This is a genomic window from Billgrantia aerodenitrificans, assembly GCF_021404405.1.
Taxonomy (GTDB): Bacteria; Pseudomonadota; Gammaproteobacteria; order Pseudomonadales; family Halomonadaceae; genus Halomonas; species Halomonas aerodenitrificans.
Genome location: NZ_JABFTV010000003.1, coordinates 251,355 through 275,743 on the forward strand (window position 1 = coordinate 251,355; position 24,389 = coordinate 275,743).

Annotated in this window: 26 protein-coding genes; 12 read left to right on the forward strand and 14 right to left on the reverse strand. The window is 64.5% G+C overall.

Features of this window, described 5'->3' with window-relative positions; translation table 11 throughout:
* The first annotated feature begins 178 nt into the window (after positions 1–178).
* From HOP59_RS07340 to HOP59_RS07360, 5 genes are all read left to right on the forward strand, one after another.
* Positions 179–856 carry an IclR family transcriptional regulator gene (locus HOP59_RS07340; RefSeq protein ID WP_086510655.1) on the forward strand — a complete coding sequence of 226 codons (678 nt, stop codon included), beginning with the start codon at positions 179–181 and terminating at the stop codon, positions 854–856.
* Between the two features lie 85 nt (positions 857–941).
* A complete protein-coding gene (pyrB, locus tag HOP59_RS07345; RefSeq protein ID WP_234253360.1) occupies positions 942–1,970 on the forward strand; it encodes an aspartate carbamoyltransferase in 1,029 nt (342 codons plus the stop codon).
* 113 nt (positions 1,971–2,083) lie between these two features.
* Positions 2,084–2,731, forward strand: a complete 648-nt coding sequence (locus HOP59_RS07350) for a hypothetical protein (RefSeq protein WP_234253361.1) — start codon at positions 2,084–2,086, stop codon at positions 2,729–2,731.
* 238 nt (positions 2,732–2,969) lie between these two features.
* Positions 2,970–3,725, forward strand: a complete 756-nt coding sequence (locus HOP59_RS07355) for an ABC transporter ATP-binding protein (RefSeq protein ID WP_234253362.1) — start codon at positions 2,970–2,972, stop codon at positions 3,723–3,725.
* A complete protein-coding gene (locus HOP59_RS07360; RefSeq protein ID WP_234253363.1) occupies positions 3,718–4,446 on the forward strand; it encodes an ABC transporter ATP-binding protein in 729 nt (242 codons plus the stop codon). The genes HOP59_RS07355 and HOP59_RS07360 overlap by 8 nt, the downstream gene beginning before the upstream one ends.
* 8 nt (positions 4,447–4,454) lie before the next feature.
* Here the strand turns inward: HOP59_RS07360 and HOP59_RS07365 are convergent, their stop codons facing one another.
* Complete coding sequence (locus HOP59_RS07365) at positions 4,455–5,300, reverse strand: helix-turn-helix transcriptional regulator (RefSeq protein ID WP_234253364.1); 846 nt, start codon at positions 5,298–5,300, stop codon at positions 4,455–4,457.
* A gap of 108 nt (positions 5,301–5,408) precedes the next feature.
* On the opposite strand from HOP59_RS07365, the gene HOP59_RS07370 reads away from it, so the two are divergent.
* From HOP59_RS07370 to HOP59_RS07395, 6 genes are all read left to right on the forward strand, one after another.
* A complete protein-coding gene (locus tag HOP59_RS07370) occupies positions 5,409–6,638 on the forward strand; it encodes an ABC transporter substrate-binding protein (RefSeq protein WP_234253365.1) in 1,230 nt (409 codons plus the stop codon).
* Between the two features lie 71 nt (positions 6,639–6,709).
* Positions 6,710–7,597, forward strand: coding sequence for a branched-chain amino acid ABC transporter permease (locus HOP59_RS07375; RefSeq protein ID WP_234253366.1), 888 nt, complete (start codon positions 6,710–6,712; stop codon positions 7,595–7,597).
* 1 nt (position 7,598) lies between these two features.
* On the forward strand, positions 7,599–8,582 hold the full coding sequence (locus HOP59_RS07380) for a branched-chain amino acid ABC transporter permease (RefSeq protein ID WP_234253367.1): 984 nt from the start codon (positions 7,599–7,601) through the stop codon (positions 8,580–8,582).
* Positions 8,583–8,596: 14 nt separating this feature from the next.
* Positions 8,597–9,445 (forward strand): phosphoenolpyruvate hydrolase family protein, encoded by an 849-nt coding sequence (locus tag HOP59_RS07385; RefSeq protein WP_234253368.1) that lies wholly within the window; start codon positions 8,597–8,599, stop codon positions 9,443–9,445.
* Positions 9,442–9,882 carry an SRPBCC family protein gene (locus HOP59_RS07390; protein WP_234253369.1) on the forward strand — a complete coding sequence of 147 codons (441 nt, stop codon included), beginning with the start codon at positions 9,442–9,444 and terminating at the stop codon, positions 9,880–9,882. The genes HOP59_RS07385 and HOP59_RS07390 overlap by 4 nt, the downstream gene beginning before the upstream one ends.
* 67 nt (positions 9,883–9,949) lie before the next feature.
* Positions 9,950–11,164, forward strand: a complete 1,215-nt coding sequence (locus HOP59_RS07395) for a Tm-1-like ATP-binding domain-containing protein (protein ID WP_234253370.1) — start codon at positions 9,950–9,952, stop codon at positions 11,162–11,164.
* Positions 11,165–11,188: 24 nt separating this feature from the next.
* On the opposite strand, the gene ruvX is transcribed toward HOP59_RS07395, so the two are convergent.
* From ruvX to gshB, 4 genes are read right to left on the reverse strand one after another with little or no spacing between them, the layout of a single operon-like run.
* Entirely contained in the window at positions 11,189–11,644 is a 456-nt protein-coding gene (gene ruvX / locus HOP59_RS07400; RefSeq protein ID WP_234253371.1) for a Holliday junction resolvase RuvX, read from the reverse strand.
* A complete protein-coding gene (locus HOP59_RS07405; RefSeq protein ID WP_010626050.1) occupies positions 11,644–12,216 on the reverse strand; it encodes a YqgE/AlgH family protein in 573 nt (190 codons plus the stop codon). The genes ruvX and HOP59_RS07405 overlap by 1 nt, the downstream gene beginning before the upstream one ends.
* 27 nt (positions 12,217–12,243) lie before the next feature.
* Positions 12,244–13,170 carry an energy transducer TonB gene (locus tag HOP59_RS07410; protein WP_234253372.1) on the reverse strand — a complete coding sequence of 309 codons (927 nt, stop codon included), beginning with the start codon at positions 13,168–13,170 and terminating at the stop codon, positions 12,244–12,246.
* Between the two features lie 40 nt (positions 13,171–13,210).
* On the reverse strand, positions 13,211–14,185 hold the full coding sequence (gene gshB, locus HOP59_RS07415) for a glutathione synthase (protein WP_234253373.1): 975 nt from the start codon (positions 14,183–14,185) through the stop codon (positions 13,211–13,213).
* A gap of 171 nt (positions 14,186–14,356) precedes the next feature.
* Here gshB and HOP59_RS07420 point away from each other — a divergent pair, with 171 nt between their 5' ends.
* Positions 14,357–14,902, forward strand: coding sequence for a VOC family protein (locus tag HOP59_RS07420; RefSeq protein ID WP_010626047.1), 546 nt, complete (start codon positions 14,357–14,359; stop codon positions 14,900–14,902).
* Between the two features lie 20 nt (positions 14,903–14,922).
* On the opposite strand, the gene HOP59_RS07425 is transcribed toward HOP59_RS07420, so the two are convergent.
* From HOP59_RS07425 to HOP59_RS07465, 9 genes are all read right to left on the reverse strand, one after another.
* Positions 14,923–15,669, reverse strand: coding sequence for a CvfB family protein (locus HOP59_RS07425; protein WP_234253374.1), 747 nt, complete (start codon positions 15,667–15,669; stop codon positions 14,923–14,925).
* A 103-nt stretch (positions 15,670–15,772) separates the two neighbouring features.
* Positions 15,773–17,350: an aldehyde dehydrogenase (NADP(+)) gene (locus HOP59_RS07430; protein WP_234253375.1), complete on the reverse strand. Its 1,578-nt coding sequence runs from the start codon at positions 17,348–17,350 to the stop codon at positions 15,773–15,775.
* 47 nt (positions 17,351–17,397) lie between these two features.
* Positions 17,398–18,135, reverse strand: coding sequence for a FadR/GntR family transcriptional regulator (locus HOP59_RS07435; RefSeq protein ID WP_103968844.1), 738 nt, complete (start codon positions 18,133–18,135; stop codon positions 17,398–17,400).
* Between the two features lie 71 nt (positions 18,136–18,206).
* A complete protein-coding gene (locus HOP59_RS07440) occupies positions 18,207–19,532 on the reverse strand; it encodes an enolase C-terminal domain-like protein (protein WP_103968843.1) in 1,326 nt (441 codons plus the stop codon).
* A 13-nt stretch (positions 19,533–19,545) separates the two neighbouring features.
* On the reverse strand, positions 19,546–21,033 hold the full coding sequence (locus HOP59_RS07445) for a tripartite tricarboxylate transporter permease (protein WP_234253376.1): 1,488 nt from the start codon (positions 21,031–21,033) through the stop codon (positions 19,546–19,548).
* 1 nt (position 21,034) lies between these two features.
* The gene (locus HOP59_RS07450) at positions 21,035–21,553 is read right to left on the reverse strand and encodes a tripartite tricarboxylate transporter TctB family protein (protein WP_103968841.1); all 519 of its coding nucleotides are present in this window, start codon (positions 21,551–21,553) and stop codon (positions 21,035–21,037) included.
* A gap of 9 nt (positions 21,554–21,562) precedes the next feature.
* Positions 21,563–22,516, reverse strand: a complete 954-nt coding sequence (locus HOP59_RS07455) for a Bug family tripartite tricarboxylate transporter substrate binding protein (RefSeq protein WP_234253377.1) — start codon at positions 22,514–22,516, stop codon at positions 21,563–21,565.
* A gap of 48 nt (positions 22,517–22,564) precedes the next feature.
* Positions 22,565–23,479: a 5-dehydro-4-deoxyglucarate dehydratase gene (kdgD, locus tag HOP59_RS07460; RefSeq protein WP_234253378.1), complete on the reverse strand. Its 915-nt coding sequence runs from the start codon at positions 23,477–23,479 to the stop codon at positions 22,565–22,567.
* A gap of 175 nt (positions 23,480–23,654) precedes the next feature.
* Complete coding sequence (locus HOP59_RS07465) at positions 23,655–24,386, reverse strand: 16S rRNA (uracil(1498)-N(3))-methyltransferase (RefSeq protein WP_010626036.1); 732 nt, start codon at positions 24,384–24,386, stop codon at positions 23,655–23,657.
* Positions 24,387–24,389 lie beyond the last annotated feature (3 nt).

The following is a 24,389-nucleotide window of genomic DNA, read 5'->3' on the forward strand; positions in this document are numbered from 1 at the left end:
TGTTCGAAGTCATTGCTGGCATGCATGGTGGCGCTTTGCCATTCATTATTTACTTTTATCGCACACTTGATATCGTTTAACGAACACATGAAGGAACATAGGCAGTTTGTGTGGGGGCGTCAATCCCCGCCGGCTGCGCTACCATGCTCTGCCACCAACCACCAAGGAACGTCGTTCGATGGCCACTACGTTGCAAACCCTGGATCGCGGCCTGCGCGCGCTCGAGATCGTCGCCGAGCACGCCGAGGGCATCAGCGTTGCCGAGCTGGCCGAGCGGCTCGACGTGCATCGCGCCATCGCCTATCGCATCGTCACCACCCTGGAACAGCACGGGCTGGTGGCACGCTCCGCCGAGGGTCCGCTGCGCCTGGGGGCGGGTATTTCCCTGCTGGCGGCACGCTTCGAGCCGCAGCTGCGCGCGGTGGCCCAGCCGCTGCTGCAGGCGCTGGCCAAGGCCACCCGGGCCACCGCTTTCGTCTCGGTGGCCCAGGGCGAGGAGTGCGTGGTGATCCTGGTGGCGGAGCCCGACGAGGGGCTGCTGCGGGTGGGCTACCGGGTCGGCAGCCGCCATCCGCTGTCGCTGGGGGCGGCGGGTATCGCCATTCTGGCCGGACGCCCGCCGCGCGCAGACGACAGCGAGGCGGTGCGTCAGGCCCGTAGCGACGGCTACAGCCTGACCCGCGGCCAGCTGCAACTCGGCGCAGTGGGAGTGGCCAGCCCCGTGGCCACGCCGCAGTTCCGCCCCGGGGTGGAGGCCTGCGTGGGCGTGGTGGCAATGGACGATCTCGACACCGAGCGGGCCATACGCGAAGTGAAGGCTCACGCCCACCAGCTGGCCGAGCTGCTCGGTCGCTGAGCGGCACGCCGTCGCGGCCCGTGAAGCCCGGCCCCGGTAGCGTTACACTACGCACCATCCTCCGCCGCCACCTTCGAGGCCCTCGATGAGTCGCCACCTGCTCTCCGTCGATTCCCTGACCCGCGATAGCGTCAACCACCTGATGCATGTCGCCGCCCGCATGGAACCCATCGCCCAGCGCCGCCAGGTCACCCGGGTGCTGGAGGGCGCCGTGCTCGGCAACCTCTTCTTCGAGGCCAGCACCCGTACCCGGGTCAGCTTTCACGCCGCCTTCTGTCGCCTGGGCGGCAGCGTGTGCGACACCACCGGCTTCACCTTCTCCTCAATGGCCAAGGGCGAGTCGCTCTACGACACCAGCCGGGTGATGAGCGGCTACTGCGACGCCATCGTCATGCGCCACCCCGACCAGGGTTCGGTGGCCGAGTTCGCCGCCGCCACCCACGTGCCGGTGATCAACGGCGGCGACGGCCCCGGCGAGCACCCCAGTCAGGCCCTGCTCGACTTCTACACCATCGACAAGGAGTTCACCCGGCTGGGCAAGAAGCTCGCCGACGCCCATGTGCTGCTCACCGGCGATCTCAAGTACGGGCGTACCGTGCACTCGCTGATCAAGCTGCTGTCGCTCTACGACCCCATGCGCATCACCCTGGTGGCGCCGCCGGGGCTGGAGATGCCCGACTACCTGATCGACCTGGTCGCCTCCCGCGGCCACCGCGTCGAACAGCGCACCAGCCTGGCCGACGACTACGCGGACGTCGACGTGGTCTACACCACGCGCATCCAGAAGGAGCGCTTCACCGCCGAGATGAGCGAGGGTTTCAGCCTGTCGCGTGACTTCACCGTCGACCGCGCCTTCATGGACAAGCGCTGCGGTCGCGATACCATCGTCATGCACCCGCTGCCCCGCGACAGCCGGCCGGAGGCCAATGACCTCGACGTGGATCTCAACGGCGACCCGCGCCTGGCGATCTTCCGCCAGACCGACAACGGCATCCCGGTGCGCATGGCGATCTTCGCCACCTTGCTTCAGGTGGACGAGCTGATCGAGAAGGACCTGCGTCCGGTACGCTGGTTCGTGCCCGAGCGGGTGGGGGTGGACGACAGCCCACTCTGACGATGCTGCAACCAACGCTGGGCATCGCTATGCTGTTCAGTAACGAGTAATGTAAGAGCACGAATAACAACGGCGTTGTCGCCCACGGCAACCGTAGAGAGGAGATGTGACGCATGACTCTGGAACGCGCTTACATATTGCTGGCGGTCTTCTATAGCGCCCTGGTGGCGATCGGCGCCATCGCCCTGCTGGTGGGTGGCGGCCCGGTCTGGGGGGTGGCGATACTGCTGCTCGGCGCCCTGGTGGCCGCCGGCCTGTGGGGCCAGACCCTGGGCAAGCCGGTGATGAACCCACGCATGTGGCGCCCGCTGGCGGGTATTCTGGTCGTCGGTTTCGTGCTGCAGCTGTTCGCCGTGTTCTCGCTCTCGCTCTCCGGGGCCGAGCTCACCTGGCTGCTCACTGGCGCCATCTTCTCCGTGCTGCCGGCCATCATGCTGTTCCAGTACGGCAAGCGGGACCAGGAAGTATGGGCCACGCCCGAGGAGTGCGAGGGCGGCAAGATGCTGCGTGAGCTGCTGGCCAGGCAGCGCGAGCTGGTGCTGGAAAAGCAGGAGGCCGACCGCCAGGCCACGGTCAAGTTGACCAAGGAGGGCGACACCTACCGCGCCAGCGTCACTCGCGGCAACGGCGCCGAGGTGGAGCGCTTCGAAGAGCGGTTCGCCTGCCCCGCCACCCTGGCCTTCTTCGTCATCAAGTACACCTGCATCTCGGTCAACGATATCGCCGCCCAGTATGCCGAGGAGCGCGCGCTGACGACCTGAACGGCTCGTGCGCCCACATGGATTCGTCTCGTTTCGAACGGACCCCGACGGGGTCCGTTCTGCGTTTTTTCGTCACCCACCCCAGCTTCTCGGCCACAGGGCACTTGTGGTTTTTGGATATCCACACGTGTTCTGCGACCATGGCGCCGCTCTCTCCCCGGGTCAACACTGAAGCGGACGGGTTGACGACGAGACGCCCGTCGCCTCGATACCGACAACAACAATCGCGGAGCGCACGATGGCGGAGGCAATCATCGAGACCCGGCAGCTGACCAAGAGCTTCCGGGGCTTCAAGGCGGTCAATGACATCTCCATCCGGGTCGAGCCCGGTACCATTCACGCCCTGATCGGTGCCAACGGCGCCGGCAAGACCACCTGTTTCAACCTGCTCACCAAATTCCTCGAGCCCAGCGCGGGCAGCATCTTCTTCAAGGGCCGTGACATCACCCGACTCAAGCCGGACCAGGTGGCACGCCTGGGCATGGTGCGCTCGTTCCAGATCTCGGCGGTCTTCGGCCAGCTGACGGTGCTCGAAAACGTCAAGCTGGCGTTGCAACGCCGGCGCGGCGAGTCCTACGACTTCTGGGCCACCCAGCGCCGGCTCGACGAATATCGCGAGCGCGCCATGGGCCTGCTGGAGGAGGTGGGTTTGAGCGAGTGGGCCGATACCCCGGCCGCCGAGCTGCCCTACGGCCGCAAGCGCGCCCTGGAGCTCGCCACCACCCTGGCCCTGGACCCCGAGCTGATGCTGCTCGACGAGCCGCTGGCCGGCATGGGCACCGAGGACGTGGGCCGTACCGCCGAGCTGATCCGGCGTGTCGCCGCCCAGCGCACGGTGCTGATGGTGGAACACAACCTGGGGGTGGTGGCCGAGCTCTGCGACCGCATTACCGTGCTGGCACGGGGCGAGGTGCTGGTGGAGGGCGATTACGCCACCGTATCGCGGGACGAGAGGGTGATCGAATCCTATATCGGGGGAGCGCAGCATGCCTGAAGCCGCTATCGCACACAGCGTCGAGCCGATGCTGGCCATTCGCGACCTTCACGCCTGGTACGGTGAGAGCCACGTGCTGCACGGCATCGACCTGGAGGTGCTGCCGGGCCAGGTGGTGACCCTGCTGGGACGTAATGGCGCCGGCAAGTCCACCACGCTGAAATCGATCATGGGCATCGTGCCACGGCGCCAGGGCTACATTCGCCTCCAGGGCAGCGAAACCATCGCCATGCGCCCTTTTCAGATCGCTCGCCACGGCGTGGCTTACTGCCCGGAGGATCGCGGCATCTACGCCACGCTCGATGTCCGCGAGCACCTCGAGCTGCCGCCCTTGGTCGACGACAGCGGCCTGAGCACCGAGCAGGTGCTGAGCCTGTTTCCCAACCTGCGCGAGCGGCTGCACAGCCCCGGCAGCAAGCTTTCCGGGGGCGAGCAGCAGATGCTGGCCATCGGTCGCACCCTGCGCACCGGCGCCAGGCTGCTGCTGCTCGATGAGCCCACCGAAGGGCTCGCGCCGAGCATCGTGGAGCAGATCGGCCGCACCATCCATCAGCTCAAGGAGCAGGGGTACACGATCCTGCTGGTGGAACAGAACCTGCGTTTTGCCATGAGCGTGGCCGACCATTTCTACCTCATCGATCACGGTCAGGTGGCCGCCCGCTACGACCGCAAGGGCATCGAGCAGGATGCCGACGAGCTGCTGTCCCGGCTTGGCGTCTAGCCACCGGCTCAGCTACGGGAACGATGGCGAAAGTGCGAGGGCGAGATGCCGTTCATGCGCTTGAAGGTCTTGGAGAAGGCGAAGGCGCTGCGATAGCCCACCCGCTCGGCGATCTCCTCGATCGGCAGGTCGCTGGTGGCCAGCAGGTGCGTGGCATGCTGCATGCGCAGCTGGGTGAGCTGCTGCATCGGGCTGCGCCCGAAGACCTTGCGGCTGATGCGTCGCAGGTGTTCGGTGCTGACATGGGCGATCTCGGCCATCTCCTCGATGGTCCAGTGCCGCTCCAGCGTCGGGATCACGGCATCGAAGACCGCCACGATGCGGGCATCCCGACGCCAGGGGTCGGCAAAGCGCGCGATGTAGTTCTCGATGGTATCGATCCACATCACGCAGCTGGCCGGATCCGCCTGACCGTGGAACACCTCGCTGTAGAGCCCCATCACGGCGTGCTTCATCGGCTCGGGGTCGAAGTGCTGCATGATCGGGGCGATGGTGCCGACCACCGAGCGCGGGGCGCTGGGCAGGTAGCGCAGCCAGCAATACTGCCAGCGCTTCCCGGGTACGGCATGAAAGGCATGCAGCGCATGAGCCGGAGCGAAGGACATCATGCTGCCGCGCATGGTGCACCAGCGCCCGTCGAGCAGCATGCGCCCCTCGCCGCCGAGGGAGCCGTGGATGTAGGCGCCGCTCAGCCGGGTACGCACGATGCGATAGGGCACCGCGGCATCCCCCACGCCAACGTGGGAGATATGCCGCTGCTCGAGCGCGGCGCAATCCTCGGCGCGCACGATCCACTGCCGGGTATCGTCGCCGACGATGTGGGTTTCGGATAGCTGTTCGTGTTCTGCAGCCATGGCGCGTTCGCCCATGTTGGCTCTAACTGATAAAGGCCCAACGGTACCTACCGTTCGAATCAACGCAAAACCAAAACAATAGCGAGTCGAGAAACAGGAGACATAACAATGCCAGCCAAACACTCCTTCAAGACCCTGGTCCTTTCCACCGCGGTGCTGAGCCTCGGCGGTTTCACCAGCGCCATGGCCAGCGACGCCTACTCCGACGGCGTAGTGCGAATCGGCGTGCTGACGGACATGTCGGGGATCTACACCGACCTGTCCGGCGAGGCGGCGGTGGAAGCCGTGCGCATGGCCGTCGAAGACTTCGGCGGAGAGGTCAACGGCGTGCCCATCGAGGTCATCCACGGCGACCACCGCAATCGCGCCGACACCGGCGCCAGCCGTGCCCGGGAATGGTACAACAACGACGGCGTCGACATGATCAACGATCTGTCCAACTCCGGCGTCGCCTTGGCGGTGGCCGCCGTGGCCGCCGAGCAGCAGCGCCACGCCATCGTCAACTCATCGTCCAACATCGGCCTGACCAACGACTACTGCTCGCCCTACGTGACCCACTACACCTACGACGCCTACTCGCTGGCACAGGGCACCGGTCAGTCGATCGTCGAGGATGGCGGCGACACCTGGTTCTTCCTCACGGTGGACTTCGCCTTCGGCATCGGGCTCGAGGAGCAGGTGTCCCAGGTGGTACGCGACGCCGGTGGCCAAGTCGTCGGGGCGGCCCGCCACCCGCTCAACACCACCGACTTCTCCTCCTACGCGCTGCAGGCCCAGGCCTCGGGCGCAGAGATCATCGGCATCGCCTCCACCGGCGCCGATGCCATTAACGCCATCAATGCCCTGGCCGAGTTCGGCGTCACGCCCGACCAGCGCCCGGCCGCCCTGCTGCTGTGGTACGACGACATCGTCAGCCTGGGGCTGGAAACCGCCCAGGGACTGATGCTGACCAACGCCTTCTACTGGGACGCCAACGAAGGGACGCGCGAGTTCTCGCAGCGTTTCTACGAGCGCACCGGCCGCATGCCCAACATGGCGCACGCCGGCAACTACTCTTCCACCATGCACTACCTGAACGCCGTCGAAGCCGCCGGCACCGACGACGCGACGGCCGTCTCCGAGAAGATGCGGGAGCTGGAGATCAACGACTTCTTCGCCACGGGCGGCTATATCCGTCCCAATGGGCGCATGGTCCACGACCAGTATCTGTGGGAGGTGAAGTCGCCCGAGGAGTCGGAGTACGACTACGACTTCCTGCGCCTGCTGGCCACCATTCCCGGCGAAGACGCCTTCCAGCCCCTCGAAGAGAGCACCTGTCACCTGCTCAACAGCAACTGATGACTTACCGCGCATGCCGGTCCACGGCCCGGCATGCGCCCCTACTTCGTTGATCTTGTGAGCAAGTGATCATGGACATTTTCGGCATTCCCATTCAGGCCCTGCTGGGACAGCTCATGCTGGGCATCGTCAACGGCTCCTTCTACGCGGTGCTCAGCCTCGGGCTGGCGATCATCTTCGGGGTACTCAAGATCGTCAATTTCGCCCATGGCGCCTTCTTCATGCTGGGGGCTTTCACCGCCTTTCTGCTCGCCCAGTACATGGGGCTCGACTACTGGGTCACGCTGCTGGTGGCCCCGCTGCTGGTAGCCGTCTTCGGCATGCTGTTCGAGTTCCTGTTCCTGCGCCGGCTCTACGGGCTCGACCCGATCTACGGCCTGCTGCTGACCTTCAGCCTGGTACTGGTGCTGGAGGGTGGCTTCCGCGTCGCCTTCGGCTCCTCCGGCCAGCCCTTCGCCACCCCGGAACTGCTGCGCGGCACCATCAACCTGGGCTTCATGATCCTGCCGCTCTATCGCGGCTTCGTGATCCTCTCGGCGCTGCTGCTGTGCCTGCTCACCTGGTTCGTCATCGAGCGCACCTCGCTGGGCGCCAGCCTGCGCGCCGCCACGGAGCGCTCGGAGCTAACCCAGGCCTTCGGCATCAACGTGCCGCGCCTGATCACCCTGACCTACGGCGTCGGCGTCGGCCTGGCGGCCTTCGCCGGGGTGCTGGCCGCGCCCATCTTCCACGTCAATCCCTCCATGGGCTCCAGCCTGGTCATCATCATCTTCGCCGTGGTGGTGATCGGCGGGCTAGGCTCGATCATGGGTGCCATCGTCACCGGGCTGGGCCTGGGCGTGGTGGAAGGCTTCACCCGGGTGTTCTACTCGGAGTTCTCCTCCACCATCGTCTTCCTGGTCATGGTGCTGGTGCTGCTGCTGCGCCCGGCCGGTCTGTTCGGCAGGGAGGAGGGCTGACATGCGCACTCTGTCCTACACGGCCCTCGCCCTGCTGGTGCTGGCACTGCTGGTCGTTCCGTTCGTGCCTCAGCTGATCTACATCGTCTTCGTCATGAAGACGCTGTGCTTCGTGCTCTTCGCCTGCTCCTTCAATCTGCTGCTGGGGCATACCGGCATCCTCTCCTTCGGTCACGCCGCCTTCTTCGGCACGGGAGCCTACGTGACCGGACAGCTGGTCAAGGCGTACGGCGTCCCTACCGATCTGGGCATCCTGGCCGGCGGCCTGGTGGCGGCCGTCCTGGGGGCGATAGTCGGAAGTCTGGCCATCCGCCGCAGCGGCATCTACCTGGCCATGATCACCCTGGCGCTGTCGCAGCTGGTCTATTTCTTCTTCCTTCAGGCGCCGTTCACCGGCGCCGAGGACGGCCTGCAGCGGATCCCCCGCGGCACCTTCCTGGGAGTGATCGACCTGCGCAGCGACACGGCGCTCTACTACGTGGTGCTGGGTATCGTCGCGGCCGGGCTGTGGCTGGTATGGCGTACCGTCAATTCGCCGTTCGGCAACGTGCTGCGGGCCATCCGCGAGCATGAGCCGAGAGCGATCTCGCTGGGCTACCCCGTGGCGCGCTACAAGATCCTGGTGTTCACCATCTCTGCCGGCCTGGCCGGTATCGCCGGCTCGCTCAAGGCCATCGTGTTCCAGCTGGCCGCCCTCTACGACGTGCACTGGCACACCTCGGGCGACGTGATCCTGATGACCTTGCTGGGCGGCATGAACACGGTATTCGGCCCGGCGGTAGGCGCTGCCCTGGTCTCCGCACTCAACCACTACATGGACCCTTTCGGCGCCTGGGTCACGGTCATCACCGGGCTGGTCTTCATGACCTGCGTGCTGACCTTCCGCCAAGGCGTGGTCGGCCAGCTCGGCCAATGGCTCCGCTCACGCCGCACCCCGACACCTTCCGCCAAGGTTCAGCACCGCTCACACGTTCAGCAGCACTGACTAGGAGTACTGACATGCCCGTTTTCGACCGCAACACCCTCATGGCCCGCTTCCAGGAGATGGTCGCCCGCGGCCAGCCGATCATCGGCGGCGGCGCCGGTACCGGCATCTCGGCCAAGTGCGAGGAGGCCGGCGGCATCGATTTGATCGTGATCTACAACTCCGGCCGCTACCGCATGGCGGGCCGCGCCTCCTCCGCCGGCCTGCTGGCCTACGGCAATGCCAACCAGATCGTGCAGGAGATGGCGCTGGAGGTGCTGCCGGTGGTCAAGCGCACCCCGGTGCTGGCCGGGGTCAACGGCACCGATCCCTTCGTGATCATGCCCAAGCTGTTGCGGGAGCTGAAGGAGCTGGGCTTCTCCGGGGTGCAGAACTTTCCCACCGTGGGCCTGATCGACGGCACCTTCCGCATCAGCCTGGAGGAGACGGGGATCTCCTACGGCAGCGAAGTGGACATGATTCGCCTGGCCCATGAGATGGACATGCTCACCACGCCCTACGTGTTTTCGGCCGACGAGGCCGTGGCTATGGCGGAGGCGGGCGCCGATATCATCGTGGCGCACATGGGCGTCACCGTGGGCGGCACCATCGGCGCAGAGTCGGCCAAAAGCCTCGACGAGTCGGTACGCCTCATCGATGACTGGGCCGAAGCGGCCAGGCGGGTGCGGCGGGACGTGATCATCCTGTGCCACGGCGGCCCCATCGCCACCCCGGAAGATGCCGCCTACGTGATGCGCGAGAGCGAGCACTGCAACGGCTTCTACGGTGCCAGCAGCATGGAGCGGCTGCCCACGGAGATCGCCCTCACCGAGCAGATTCGCCGCTTCAAGGCCATCAGCGACTATCAGGAGACCGCCTCATGACCCGTGTCTACGTCAGCGCAGTGATGCCCATTTCCCTGGCCCAGGCCTGGAGCGTGCTGCGCGATTTCAACGGCCTGCCGAACTACCATCCCTTCTTCGCCAGGAGCGAGATCGAGGGGGGCAAGCCAGCCGACCAGGTCGGCTGTGTGCGCCACTTCCACGACCACGACGGCAACTTCATCCGCGAGGAGCTGCTCACCCTCTCGGACCGCGAGCACCGCTGCTGCTACCGCATCCTCGAGGCTCCGGCGCTGCCGGTTCAGGACTACGTGGCGGAAATGCGCCTCAAGCCGATCACCACCAGCGGGCAGTGCTTCGGCGAATGGTGGGCGGAGTTCGAGGTGGCCGAGGCCGACCGAGAAGACGTCGTGCAGCGGGTCTCGGATACCTTCCGGCTCGCCTTCGAATGCGCCGCCGAGAGCCTGGCCAAGGCCTGACGGTATCGATCAAGGCGCTCATTCACAACAACGAGGCCGGCGCGACGAACGCCGGCCGGGAGGCATCATGGCAAAGACAGCCTTCGTCATCGGCACCTGCGACACCAAGGCCGAGGAGTTGCGCTACCTTCACGAGCTGCTGCGCTCTGCCGGGGTCGACGCCCGGATCGTCGACGTGGGAACCAGCGGCAACGCTGCGCAGGCGGCAGACATCACCTCCCACCAGGTGGCCGCCTGCCATCCCCAGGGCAGCCAGGCGGTGTTCGTCGACGATCGGGGCAAGGCGGTGGCGAACATGGCCGAGGCGTTGCGCCAGCTGCTGGCAGGCCGCGACGACGTGGCCGGCGTCATCGGCATTGGCGGCTCCGGCGGCACCGCGCTGATCACCCCGGCCATGCGCGACCTGGACATCGGCGTGCCCAAGGTGATGGTCTCGACCATCGCCTCGGGCAACGTGGCGCCTTATGTCGGCGCCAGCGACATCGCCATGATCTACTCCGTCACCGACGTGGCGGGACTCAACCGAATATCGCGCCGGGTGCTGGGCAATGCCGCCCATGCACTGCTCGGCATGCTCGCGCGGCAGGTGCCCGAGGCCGCCGACGACAAGCCGGCCATCGGCTTGAGCATGTTCGGCGTGACCACCGCCTGCGTCAACGGGATCACCGGTGCGCTGGGCGCAGACTACGACTGCCTGGTGTTCCACGCCACCGGCACGGGCGGCGTCTCGATGGAGAAGCTGGCAACCAGCGGTATGCTCAAGGGTCTGCTGGACATCACCACCACCGAGATCTGCGATCTGCTGATGGGCGGCATCTTCAGCGCCGGTGACACACGGCTGGACGTTCTGGCGCATACCGAACTGCCCTACGTGGGCTCCTGTGGCGCCCTCGACATGGTCAATTTCGCCGGGCGGGAAACCCTGCCGGCGCACTATCGGCAGCGCCTCGTCTACGAGCACAACCCCCAGATCACGCTGATGCGCACCACCGCCGAGGAGAACGCGAGGATGGGGCAGTGGATCGGGGAGAAGTTGAATCGCAGCCGGGGGCCGGTGCGCTTCCTGCTGCCCGAAGGCGGGGTCTCGGCGCTGGATGCCGCCGGCCAGCCCTTCCATGACCCGGCGGCCGACGCGGCGCTGTTCGCCGCCCTGGAGGCGACGGTGCGGCAAACGTCCGAGCGGCAGCTGATCCGCTGCCCCTGGCATATCAACGACCCGGAATTCGCGGCGGCGGCCGTGGCGGAGTTCCACGAACTGATGAGCACCGGCCAGCCTCGCTGAGAGAGACCGGGGGTCGGGCGACGCTCAACGCTCCGGCAGCCCCTCCTGGCGAGCGAACCAGCTCTCGAGGATCAACACGGCGGCAATGCCGTCAACGCCGTCGTCGCGGTAGCTCTTGGCGGGATTGCGCAGCAGCCCGGACTCCCGCGCGATGGCCTTGGCCTCACGGGTGGAGCCGCGCTCGTCGACCATCTCGCAGGATTTGCCGTAGCGCCCGTAGAGCCGCTTGCCGAACTTGCGCGCCCTGGCGCTCATCTCCGATTCGCTGCCGTCCATGTTGAGTGGCAGCCCGACCACGAACAGGTCCGGCTGCCACTCCTCGACCAGTCGCGTGACGACGTTCCAGTCGGGGATGCCGTCGCGGGCCGGCAGCGGCTCGAGCTGGCGGGCGCTGGCCAGCAGCTCGTTGCCCACCGCCACGCCGATACGACGGGTGCCGAAGTCGAACGCCAGGATCAGACGCTTTCCCGCAGCGGTCATCACGAATGCCCGGCTTCCCGCGACATCAGATTGAGATCCACGCCGAGGATGCCGGCGGCGGCACTCAGGCGCTGCTCCGCCGGTACCTTGAACAGGATGTCGCCCTCCGCCTCGACGGTGAGCCAGGCGTTGTCCTTCAGCTCCTGCTCGAGCTGCCCCGCCTCCCAGCCGGCGCAGCCCAGGCACACCAGGAACTCCTCGGGACCGCGGCCGGCGGCCAGCGCCAGCAGGATGTCCATGGAGGTGGTCAGGGCGATGTCGTCCTCCACCTGAATGCTGGAATCCCACGGGGTGCTGGAGCCGCGATGCAGGATGAAGCCGCGGTCCTTGTGGGTCGGGCCGCCGTAGTAGACCGGCGCGTTGCGATGCGGGCTCTCCTCGCCGTCGAGTTCGAGCTGCTCGAACAGCGCGTCCAGGGTGATCTCCAGCGGGCGGTTGACGATCACGCCCATGGTGCCGTTCTCATCGTGGTCGCACAGATAGCTGAGGCTGCCGGCGAAGTTGGGATCTTCCAGATGCGGCATCGCCAGCAGGAAATGACCTCTCAAGCCTAGGTTTTGCACGGATTGCATGGGACTCCCGGGCGGTGGGCAGTCGTCCTAGCGCACGCCACCGAAATGATTGCCTTGCCCGAACCGCCAGACGCGGGTGATGGAGAGACTGTCTAGCTCCCCCATGGTGCCGTCGAAGGGCCGATAGGGCCCGGCACCGTGCACGGTATCCAGTGCCGCCTGATCGAGTTCGGTATGTCCTGAGGATTGTACCACCTCCGCCTGGCGAAGCTGACCATCTCGTCCAATCACCACGCGTATGCGTAGTTGGCCGTGCAGGTGGCTCGGTGCGGGATGCACCCGGTTGCCGTAGTCCTCGACGCGGCGGGTCCAGTCGTCGACGTAGCGCGCCTCGGCGGCCCGCTGTGCCGCGCTGCGGGGCGTGTCGTCGGCCGGCCCGGCAAGGTGCTGGTCGAGCCCCTGCTGACGAATGCTGCTGGTAGCCTGGGCCAGCAGGTCGCGTCCCGAGGCCGAAGGCGCCGCAACGGCCGGCTCCGACGGCAACTCCGCGGCCTGGGGCGCGCTCTCGCGCGGCTCCGCCGCAGGCTGGGCCGGGCGTTCCTGCGCGGCGTCGGCAGGCGCCTCGTCGAGAGCCTCGGGCTCGGTGGCGGGGCGCTCCTCCGGCTCGGCCTCTGTCGGGGTGGTGGGGTCCACGGCGCTCTCCGCCGCCTCGAGTACCGGCAGCTCGTCGAGCGGTGCGGCACGCTGCTCGGCAGGTGCCTCCTCGGCCTGCTCGCCGGCGGCTTGCTGGTCCGCCTCGGCAATGGCCTGTGCTTCCTCGGGCGCCTCGGCCGGTCGGGTCACCAGCACCACGTCCAGGCTGGTGCGCTCTGCCGGTGCCGGGGCGAACTGCCAGCTCGCTACCAGCCCGATCAGCAACAGATGCAGCAGCAGCGCGACCGACAGCGCCAGCCAGCGGCGATAGGGCCGCGTAACCGGGGCATAGTGGATCGGGTCGCTGATCGGGGCCACCATGGGTAGGCTGGGTCCTCCGGTATTTCGCTCGTCGCTTCGTTCAGCGCTGGGCCAGGCGCCGCTCGATGGCGTCCATCAGCAGGCCAGCGATGTCGGTGCCGCGCTGGTCGTCGATCTCGCGCACGCAGGTGGGGCTCGTCACGTTGATCTCGGTGATGTAATCGCCGATCACGTCGAGGCCGACGAACATCAGCCCCTTCTCGCGAATCATCGGCTGCACCTGCTCGATCAGCCAGTGATCGCGGGCGGTCAGCTCGCGGCTGACTCCGGTACCGCCGGCCGCCAGGTTGCCGCGGGTCTCGCCGGCCATGGGCACCCGGGCCAGGCCGTAGGGCACCGGCTCGCCGTCCACCAGCAGAATGCGCGTGTCGCCATCCTTGATCTCGGGGATGTAGCGCTGGGCCATGATCTGCCGCTGGCCACGTTCGGTGAGCGTCTCGATGATGGCGCCCAGATTGCGCCCCTCGGGCTGCACGTGGAAGATCCCGCTGCCGCCCATGCCGTCCAACGGCTTGAAGATCACGTCACGGTGCTCGGCGTGGAAGGCGCGCAGTACCGCTTCGCTGCACGACACCACGGTGGGCGTGCAGCACTGCGGGAACTGCTGGGCGAACAGCTTCTCGTTGCACTCCAGCAGCGCCCGTGTGGGGTTGACCACCAGCACGCCCTCGCGTTCCGCAAAGCCCAGCAGGTGCACGGCATTGAGGAAGTGTGCATCGACCGGCGGGTCCTTGCGCATCAGGATTACGTCGAGTTCGGCCAGCGGGCGCTCCTCCGGAGCCCCCAGCGCATACCAGTCGTCCGGATTGCGGAAGGCAGCGAGGTCGCGCATACGCGCGTGGGCGCGGCCATCGCGCAGGTAGAGGTCCTCCTGCTCCATGTAGTGCAGCGACCAGCCACGCTGCTGGGCCGCCCACAGCATGGCCAGGGTGGTGTCCTTCTTGTAGGTGAGATGGGCGATGGAGTCCATCACCACCCCCACCCGCAGGGATCGTGCGTTCGTCTGTCGGCTCATCGGCAGCGTTCCATCATGACCGGGGAAATGAGCGCAGTATGACGCAGGCTTCCCGGCAACACCAAGGCGGCTTGACACGGCACGGCGGCGCCTCTATTTTTAGTTTCAAATGAAACTAAAAATAGCAGAACAGGCCCTGACGCTCCCCAGCCCACCACCGCGAGCCCCGTCATGATCCAGATCCAGCAGATTCACCACGTCGCCTATCGCTGCCGCGACGCCAAGGAAACCGTCGAGTGGTACCAGGACAAGCTCGACATGGAGTTCCTGGTCGCCATCGCCGAGGACCGCGTGCCCTCCACCAAGGCGCCCGACCCCTACATGCACCTGTTCCTGGATGCCGGCAACGGCAACATCCTGGCCTTCTTCGAGCTGCCCAACTCCCCCGAGATGGGCCGCGACCCCAACACCCCAGAGTGGGTGCAGCACATCGCCTTCCGCGTGGCCGACGAAGCGGCTCTGCTGTCAGCCAAGGAGCAACTGGAGAGCAAGGGAGTGGAGGTGGTCGGCCCTACCGAACACGGCATCATCCGCTCGATCTACTTCTTCGACCCCAACGGCCATCGCCTGGAGCTGACCTACGTGAAGGGCACGCCGGAGCAGATGCGTCAGCTCAAGGAGGTGGCACCGGCAATGATCGAGGAGTGGTCGAAGACCAAGCGCGCACCCAAGCACGCCGCCTGGCTGCACGAGGAGGAGTTCAAGGCGCTCGACTGAGCGCCTCATTCAAGCCGAACTCAGGTCGGATCTGCCGTGGCCCCCGGCACCAGGCGGATGCCGTGGGCCTCGATGACGATCAGGCGCTGCTTGTAGAGCCGCCCGATGGCCTGCTTGAAGGCGTTCTTGCTCACCCCCAGGCGAGCCTTGATCGCGGCGGCATCGCTGCTGTCGGAGAGCGGCAGATAGCCGCCGCTCTCGCGCAGCGCCTTGAGTATCTGTTCGCCCACCACGTCGAGGCGCGCTGGCCCCGGCGGCAGCAGCGAGAGGTCCAGGCGCCCATCGTCGCGCACCCGTTTGACGTAGCCCTGGGTGCGCTGCCCACGCCGCAGCGGCCGGGTGACGTCGTCGCGATAGAGCAGCCCCCAGTAACGGTGGTTGACCACCACCTTGTAGCCGAGATCAGTGGCGTCGGCGACGATCAGCTCGACCTCCTCGCCCGGCGCCAACCCCGTCGCCTCGTCCTGCACGAAGCGGTCGAGCTTCTGCGAAGCCACCGGCCGCCCCTGCTGATCCTCGTAGAGCCGCACCAGCACCCGCTTGCCCGGCGTGGGTCGGAAGCGCTGCTCGCCGAAGGGCAGCAGCACGTCGCGCGGGTGCCCCCAGTCGAGAAAGGCGCCGGTCTCGTTGACCGTGACCACCTCCAGATAGGCCACCTCGCCGAGCTGAGCCTTGGGCACGCGTGAGGCGCGTTCCCGCGAGCCGGACGCGGGGGGCCGAGAAGAGGTCGGGCGACCCTGGCGGCGATCGTTGGAGGAAGAGGCCATGCACAGCTCCACAGGTGGGTAGGGAGCCATTATGGCAAATACGAGGAAAAAAGGCGGCCCGAAGGCCGCCAAAGGTTCCAGGGAGATAGGGGAGAGGGAAACGCTAGATTTCTCGCTTGCCGTCGACTAACCGGCTCACGCCCCAGGGATTGCCGTCACGCAGCGGCTCGGGCAAGAGCCCCTGTGGCAACGCCTGATAGCACACCGGGCGCAGGAAGCGATGAATGGCCGCGCTGCCCACCGAGGTGGTGCGCGCGTCCGAGGTGGCCGGGAAGGGCCCGCCGTGGACCATGGCGTGGCACACCTCGACCCCGGTGGGCCAGCCGTTGGCCAGGATACGCCCCGCCTTGCGTTCGAGGATCGGCAGCAGCGGCTTGGCTGCGTCCAGGTCGCCGTCGTCCATCTGCAGGGTGGCAGTGAGCTGGCCTTCGAGCCGGCTTGCCACACGTTTTACTTCTTCCAGGTCGGCGCACTCGATCACCAGCGAGGTGGCGCCGAACACTTCTTCCTGCAGCTCGGGTTCGGCGAGGAAGTCCTGGGCGGTGGTGACGAACAGCCCCGCCTGACAGGCATGGGCGGTCTCGCCCACCTGACCGCGGGCCGCTTCCCTGACTTTTATGTTCGATGCCAGTCGGTCCACGCCCTGTTCGTACGCCGCGTGGATGCCCGGGGTGAGCATGGTCTGACCGGCGCTCTGTTTGACGGCGGCGCTTGCGGCCTCGACGAAGGCGGCCAGCTCAGGCCCCTTCACGCCGATCACCAGCCCGGGGTTGGTGCAGAACTGCCCGGCGCCCATGTTGAGCGAGGCGACGAAGCCTTCGGCGAGCTGGGCACCGCGTGCCTTGAGCGCCTCGGGCAGCAGGAACACCGGGTTGATCGAACTCATCTCGGCGTAGACCGGGATCGGCTGGGGGCGAGACTGGGCGGTCGTCATCAAGGCGGTACCGCCGGCGCGGGAGCCGGTGAAGCCGACGGCTTGAATGCGTGGGTCGGCCACCAGGGCCTGGCCCACCTCGCGGCCCGAGCCGAACAGCAGCGAGAACACCCCTTCCGGTAGCCCGCTCTTCTCCACCGCCCGCTGCACGGCGCGGCCCACCAGCTCGGAAGTGCCGGGGTGGGCGGAGTGCGCCTTGACGATCACCGGGCAGCCGGCGGCCAGCGCCGAGGCGGTATCGCCGCCGGCCACGGAAAAGGCCAGCGGGAAGTTCGAGGCGCCGAACACGGCGACGGGGCCGAGTGGAATATGGCGCTGGCGCAAGTCGGCGCGGGGCAGCGGCTCACGCTCCGGCAGTGCCGGATCGAGGCGCAGGTCGAGCCACTCGCCGGCGCGTACCACCGACGCGAACAGGCGCAGCTGGCCGCAGGTACGGCCGCGCTCGCCCTCGAGGCGGGCGCGGGGCAGGCCGGTCTCGTCCATGGCGCGCTCGATCAGTTCGTCGCCGATGGCCTCGATCTCGCCGGCCACGCTTTCGAGGAACGCCGCACGCGCGTCGAGGGTGGTCTCGCGATAGACGCCGAATGCCGCTTCGGCGAGCTGGCAGGCGCGCTCCACCTCGGCCTGGGTGCCACCGGCGTAGGCGGGTGCCAGCCGCTCACCGGTGGCGGGGTCGACGGCGTGGATGGGCGTGGAACTGCCGCTGACGGCCTCGCGGCCGATCAGCATCTTGCCTAGCAAGGTCATGATGGCTCCTAATTTCGTACTAGTTAATTGCGATAGCTCAATCCGCTTCAGGTTTCCTGATACTTAGCGTACATATTCCTCGCGCGGTTAAGGTGCTGGAACATCGTTTCACGAGCGGCTTCCGCATCTCTCGACAGAATCGCCTCAAGAATATAGGCGTGCTCCTCCTGTACACGTGCCAGGTAGCGCTCCGAGGTCACGGGATTGATTTCTATGCTGAGTAGCTTGGCGCGAGGGATCACACTCTGGCTAAGCTGCTCGTAGAATTGGTTGAAAAAAGGGTTCTTGGTTGCCTGGACGATCGCGTGATGGAATTCGTAATCCTCCACGCGCGCCTGCGATTTATCCGCATGTGCCTTGACGAAGGCTTCGTGGCGAATATGCAGGACTCGACGGTCCTCTTCGTCATGCCGCAATGCTGCCAGCTCTGCTGCCGCTGGCTCCAATGTCAAACGCAACTCAAGCACGTGAAGGATATCCTTCACCGTTGTCGGATTGATGCGCTTGGCAGGCCTTGCCTCAATGGTGGTCGAACGCAAGACGGTCGTACCGACGCCGCGACGTGTCTCGACCAGTCCGAGCGACTTGAGGTGGGTAATGGCTTCACGGATTACCGTGCGGCTGACGCCAAAGGAATCGCACAAGCTGCTCTCAGGCGGCAACTTGTCCCCAACCGCGATCTTGCCTTCAGTGATCAGGACTTCAAGCTGGTCCGCCACGTGCACAGAGAGGCTTCCCTGCTGGCCGACCCTGCGCACATTGAGCTGCCCTAATTCAGCTGGCATATCAACTTCCTCGGCATGAATGTATCTCTCACAAACATACGCCTATTTATCCAGGCTGGCTCGGCCGGGAACTAACGGACGAGAGCCGGCCGTTTGGGGTCGAACTCCCAGCCGGGAATCAGGTACTGCATGGCCATGGCATCGTTGCGCTGTGTCACGTCGAGGCTCTGATACAGACGATTCGCCTCCATCAGCTTCTCCTCGTCCAGCTCGACTCCTAAACCCGGCACCTTCGGCACGCTTAGCTTGCCATCGCGGATCGCGAACGGATTCTTGGTGATCCGCTGGCCATCTTGCCAGATCCAATGAGTATCGATGGCCGTGATCTCGCCGGGGCAAGCCGCGGCCACATGGGTCATCATTGCAAGTGAAATATCGAAGTGGTTGTTGCTGTGAGAGCCCCATGTCATGCCCCACTCATTGCACAGCTCGCCCACCGCCACAGCGCCCTGCATGGTCCAGAAATGGCAGTCTGCCAGAGGGATATCCACCGAATTGAGCTGAACGGCATACTGCAACTGCTTGAAATCGGTGGCGATCATATTGGTCGCGGTAGGCAATCCGGTGCGCTTCTTGAACTCGGCCATGGTCTCGCGACCGGAGTAGCTCTCCTCTTGGCCGCAGGGATCCTCGGCATAACTGAGCAGGTGCTTGATAGGATCGAGCACCCGTACTGCCTCGTCGAGCTTCCAGGCGCCGTTGGGGTCGAGCGTCAGTCGTGCCTCGGGGAAGGCGTCGTGCAGTGCACGGATGCACTCCGCTTCCTCCTCACCACGTAGCACACCACCCTTGAGCTTGAAGTCCTTGAAGCCATAGCGTTCATAGGCCGCCTTGGCCAAGTTGGCCACCGCCTCGGGCGTCAGCGCCTCGCGATAGCGCACCTCATCCCAGGCGTCCTGCGGATTTTCCGTCTTGGGATAGGGCAGATCCGTCTTGGCGGGGTCTCCGAGAAGGAACAGGTAGCCCAAGGCTTCGACCTCATCGCGCTGGCGACCGTACTGGCCTAGCAAGTCAGCTACCGGCATCTGCAGCGCCTGGCCATAGAGGTCGAACAGGGCCGACTCGATACCGGTGATCACATGCACCGCCACACGCAGATCAAAGGTTTGGCGACCCCGCTCCTCGCGACCGTTTTGCGCCAGCAACAAACGCACCCGATGCAAGGTCTGCTTGATCTCGTTAACCCTAGAGCCCTCCACAAGGGAGCGGCACTGCTCCAGCCCCTTGAGGATGCCGGCACTGGACGGAATCTCTCCAACTCCTTGATTGCCGGCATCATCTTCCAGAATGACGACGCAGCGAATGAACCATGGCGCATGGCCACCACTGAGGTTCAACAGGAAGCCGTCGTAGCCGGCCACCGGGACCACACGCATGCTCTTGATCGAAGGAAACATGGACCACCTCTCGTTAGGTCAATAAAGTCTTGTGGCGGGTGTTCTGCCAATAGGTAAAGACCAGGAAGATCAGCGCGACCGCAAGGAAAGTTAAACTAATGGGCCGCATGACGAATACCGACCAATCCCCCCCCGACTGCAGCAGAGCACGGCGTAGATTGGACTCTGCAATGGGGCCGAGTATTAGCCCAAGGATGACCGGCGCCGTCCCGAAGCCATACTTATTGAGGAAGTAGCCGAGCACGCCGAAGCCGAGCATCAGATAGACATTGAAGATATCGGAATCAACGGCGTAAACACCGATCACACAGAACACTAGGATCATTGCCATCAGTAGCTTACGCGGAATCTGCAGCACTTTGACGAAGAGCCGGATACCAAACCATTGGAACATCAGCATGAAGATATTGGCGACGAAGAAAGCAATGAATATTCCGTAGATGATCGCGCCCTGCTCAGCGAAGAGCATCGGTCCGGGACGAATCCCCTGAATCATCAACCCGCCCATTAAAACAGCTGTTGCAGCCTCACCAGGCACACCCAGAGTCAACATGGGTATCAGCGAGCCCCCCACCAGCGAATTGTTGGATGACTCGGAGGCCACTATGCCCTCCGGGTGCCCGGTTCCGAACTTCTCGGGCGTCTTGGACATCTTCTTGGCTTGGTCGTAGGAGAGGAAGGAGGCGATGCTCCCACCCGCACCGGGGATCGCACCTACAATGGTTCCGATAACGGAACTAGAGAAGAGCACTTTCCAACTTCTTATCACCTCCAGCCAACGTGGCGCCGCCTTGTCCAGCTTGGTCTTGGATGTGTCAGCTTTCTCCGTCTTGAAGTAGTCGACGACATCGGCCAGTACTTGGGAGACGGCGAAGAGGCCTATCAGAGCCGGCAACAGATTAATACCGGTCAATAACGAGTAGTTGCCATAGGTAAAGCGAGTGACCCCGGCGATGGGGTCGGTACCCACCGTGGCCAGTAGCAAGCCGATCAGGCCAGCGACCAACCCCTTGATTAGGCTCTTGGCCACCGAGGCGATAATCACAAGCCCGAAGATACTGAGTGCGAAATACTCAGGAGCACCAAAGCGCAACGCAAATTCCGCGATAGGGGGGGCCAACACACACAGTACCACGGCACTGAAGATGCCCCCAAGGAAGGAAGCAACGATGGCAATGCCCAGGGCACGACCCGCCTGCCCCTTGCGTGCCATGGGGAAGGCATCCAGGGTCGTCGCCACCGAAGACGGCGTACCGGGGATATTGAGCAGCGTCGCCGATACGGAGCCCCCGGCGATGGCACCACAGAGGGTGCCCAGCAGCATGCCGATGCCCATCACAGGCGGCATGCCGAAGGTCAGAGGCAGCAGTAGCGCAATAGCCATGGCCGCCGTCAGGCCAGGCAAGGCCCCCATGATGAGTCCGAGCAGGGTGCCACCGGCGATGGCCAGCAGAACATAACCCTGAAACACCAGCCCGAAGGCGTCTAGATAATCCGCCATGTTATACCCCCATCACGCCAAGGGTGGGCAGAATGATGCCGAACCCTTGGCTAAATAGGAAAAAGATCAATAGGGAAACTATCATCGAAAAAGCACCTAGCTTGGCGATACCCTTGGCCGATATCCCGCTTTCATCGCCGGGGCTCAACATCACCAGGGTACCCACTACACTAAATACCAGCAGTGCTGTCGACACCACATAACCCAGAGGTTCCAGCACCACTGCATAAAGGACTAACAGCAAGAAGACTACGAGCCAGCTGACAACAGGGATGACCGAGCCTCGAGAGAAACTCGCCTCCTGGCAACCTTCATTATGCTTGGCCGTTGCATAAATAAGCTTGAGCAGAGAAACACTCAAAAGCACTAGGAGAAGCGTGCATATCGCCTTGGGGAAAAACGCCGGTGGCAAACTGCCACCGGCGGCACTTCCTCTAATCGAGAAAGACTCCATCAGGAAGTATCCTGCAAGGCCTATCAACACAAGATGAACGACGGCTTCTGTTATAGACCGTTTCATTATCTTACCTCACTGCCGAAGCTTTGCTGCCTCATCAATCATCAGACGCGCTGTCCTTTCTACGAACTCGTCTAACTCATCACCATAGAGAGGCATGATATCAGACCCCATCATTTCGGCAGCTCGCTGAAACTCCGGACTCTCGACGGCGGACTGAATGGCTTCAACCCACCTGTCCTCGACCTCTTGACTGATTCCTTTAGGCGCAGCCACACCTCGCCATTGACTGACAGAGAAGTCGTAACCTTCTTCCAACATCGTCGGCGCTTGGGAAATGGCCCCACTTCTCTCGTCACCAGTAGTCACCAGCGCCGTCAATCGGCCAGACTCAATACCTGAAACCACTTCCGATGGATTGAGAACGACAGCATCGATATGACCTCCCATAGCTGCCGTAACTGCATTCGCACCACTATCGTAAGGAACTACGTCAAATTCGACACCGAGCTCCTCGGCTAAAGCAACCGCCATGACGTGTGTCGAGGAACCAACACCGGAAGCCCCAACCATCAAGCGCGCGTCATTCTCTTGAAGATGGTCAACTAGATCTTCAAGGGTTTCCCACCCCTTACCACTATTGACTGCAAGGACGTAGGGCTCAACCAGCACTCTGGCAATATACTCGAAATCGGTATAGGTAAAGTCGACATTACCCAGCCCTTCCAAGGTGAAAGTGGCATTGGTCGGAATGGTTACAACATAGCCATCCGGCTTTGCAGATAGGGCCCTAGAGAAACCAACAGCACCACCACCGCCAGAGAGGTTTCTGACAACGATATTGGTGCCCAACACTTCCTCAACAGGGTTTTGTAGCGCTCGAACTACGTTATCCGCGCCCCCACCAGCATTCCATGGAACGATGAATTCGATGTTTCGCTCTGGATAATTGCTATCAGCCAGAGACTGTAGTGTAAAACCAGCGGCGCCCACGGCAAGGGAGAGTGCAATCATTGTCTTTTTCATATTTATACCTCGTGATGCTATGCGTGTTGTTGCAGCGTTGTGTCTTTATTACTGCTTCGCAATATTCACCAGCCTCTCGAGCTGCTGGCGCTCTTCGGAAGTCGGCATGGTCAACGGTGCCCGCACCTCGCCGGCCGGACGCCCGATGATCTCGGCGCCTGCCTTGATCAGGCTAACCGCATAACCTGCTTTCCGGTCCCTGAGATCCACGAAAGGAATGAAGAAGTCGCTGGTGATGCGCTTCACGACCTCGGCATTGCCCGCGCGGAGTTCCCGGTAGAACTTCACCGCCATGTCAGGCACGAAGTTGAACACGGCGGATGAGTAGGTATTCACGCCGATGGCGAGGTAAGCCTCGGCGAAGATCTCGGCGGTGGGCACGCCGCCCACGTAGACCAGGCGATCGCCGATGGTCTTGATGATCTTGTTCAGCGCCTGGATGTCGCCCTTGCCGTCCTTGAGGCCGATCAGGTTGGGACAGCTGGCGGCCAACGCCTGTACCGAGCCGGCATTGAGCACGCCGTTGCCGCGGTTGTAGTAGATGACGTTGAGCTCGGTCGAGTCGCAGATCTCGCGGGCGTACTCGACCAGCCCCTCCTGGGGGCACTCGGTCAGGTAGGGCGGCATCAGCAGGATGCCGTCGGCGCCCGCCTCTTCGGCCGCCTTGGCAAAGGCTCTGCCACTGGCGACGCTCAGGCCCGAGCTGGCTATTACCGGCAGCCTGCCAGCGACGGTTTCCACGGCCACACGAACCACATCGCGGTACTCGTCGAGCGAGAGATTGAAGAACTCCCCCGTGCCGCCCGCGACGAACACGGCCGAGATATCGTGGCTGATGAACCACTCCAGACGACGACGGTAACTGTCCGCATCGAACCGCCCCTCCTTATCGAAGTCGGTAATGGGGAAAGACAGCAATCCATCGCCCAATGCTTCCTTTACGGCTGCTCTGGAAAACTTCACGAAGACATCCTCTTGTTCATGCGTCGGCCCGTTGGAAGGCAACCCCTGTTGTTCAGGAGATAACCTATCTCACCAGTTGTCATACATCATACAACTTAAATGGGAACGCAGAAACGCACAAGCCGCCTCTCGGCCACTAGCGACTAAAGTTCAATGCGTGTTGTGGAGTGGAGGATCAGCGCAGATCGCCGAAGCGATACTGCAACAGCGACAGCGCCACCACCGGCGCGGTTTCGGTGCGCAGAATGCGCGGACCGAGAGTGAGCGGGGCGAAGCCGGCGGCCTTGGCGCTTTCGACTTCGGCCTCGGCGAGCCCGCCTTCGGGGCCGATCAGCAGCGCGGCATCGACGGGCGTGTCGACCTGTTCGAGCGCCCTTTCCGTGCCCGGATGCAGCACCAGCCGCAGCGCCTCGTGGCGCTGGTCGAGCCATTCGGCCAGCGGCCTCGGCGGATGCACGGCGGGCACCACGGCACGACCGCACTGCTCGCAGGCGCTCACGGCCACCGCCTGCCAGTGGGCCAGCTTCTTCGCTTCGCGCTCGCCCTTGAGGCGCACGTCGCCGTGCTCGGTGTAGAGCGGCGTGATGGCGGCCACGCCCAGCTCGACGGCCTTCTGCACGGCGTAGTCCATGCGGTCGCCCTTGGAGATCGCCTGGCCCAGGTGCACCGCCAGCGGCGACTCGCCGCGGCCCGCCTCAACGGCCTCCACGCGGGCCACCACGCGCTTGCGCCCGGCCTCGACGAGCACCGCCCGGGCCTCCAGGCCGGCACCGTCGAACAGGCGCACCGGCGCGCCCTCACTCAGGCGCAGCACCCGAGCCAGGTGGTGTGCCGGTCCTTCGGGCAGAACGACGTCGCCGCCGACGGTAAAGTCGGCGGCGACGTGAATGCGTGGCGCTGAGGACACGGC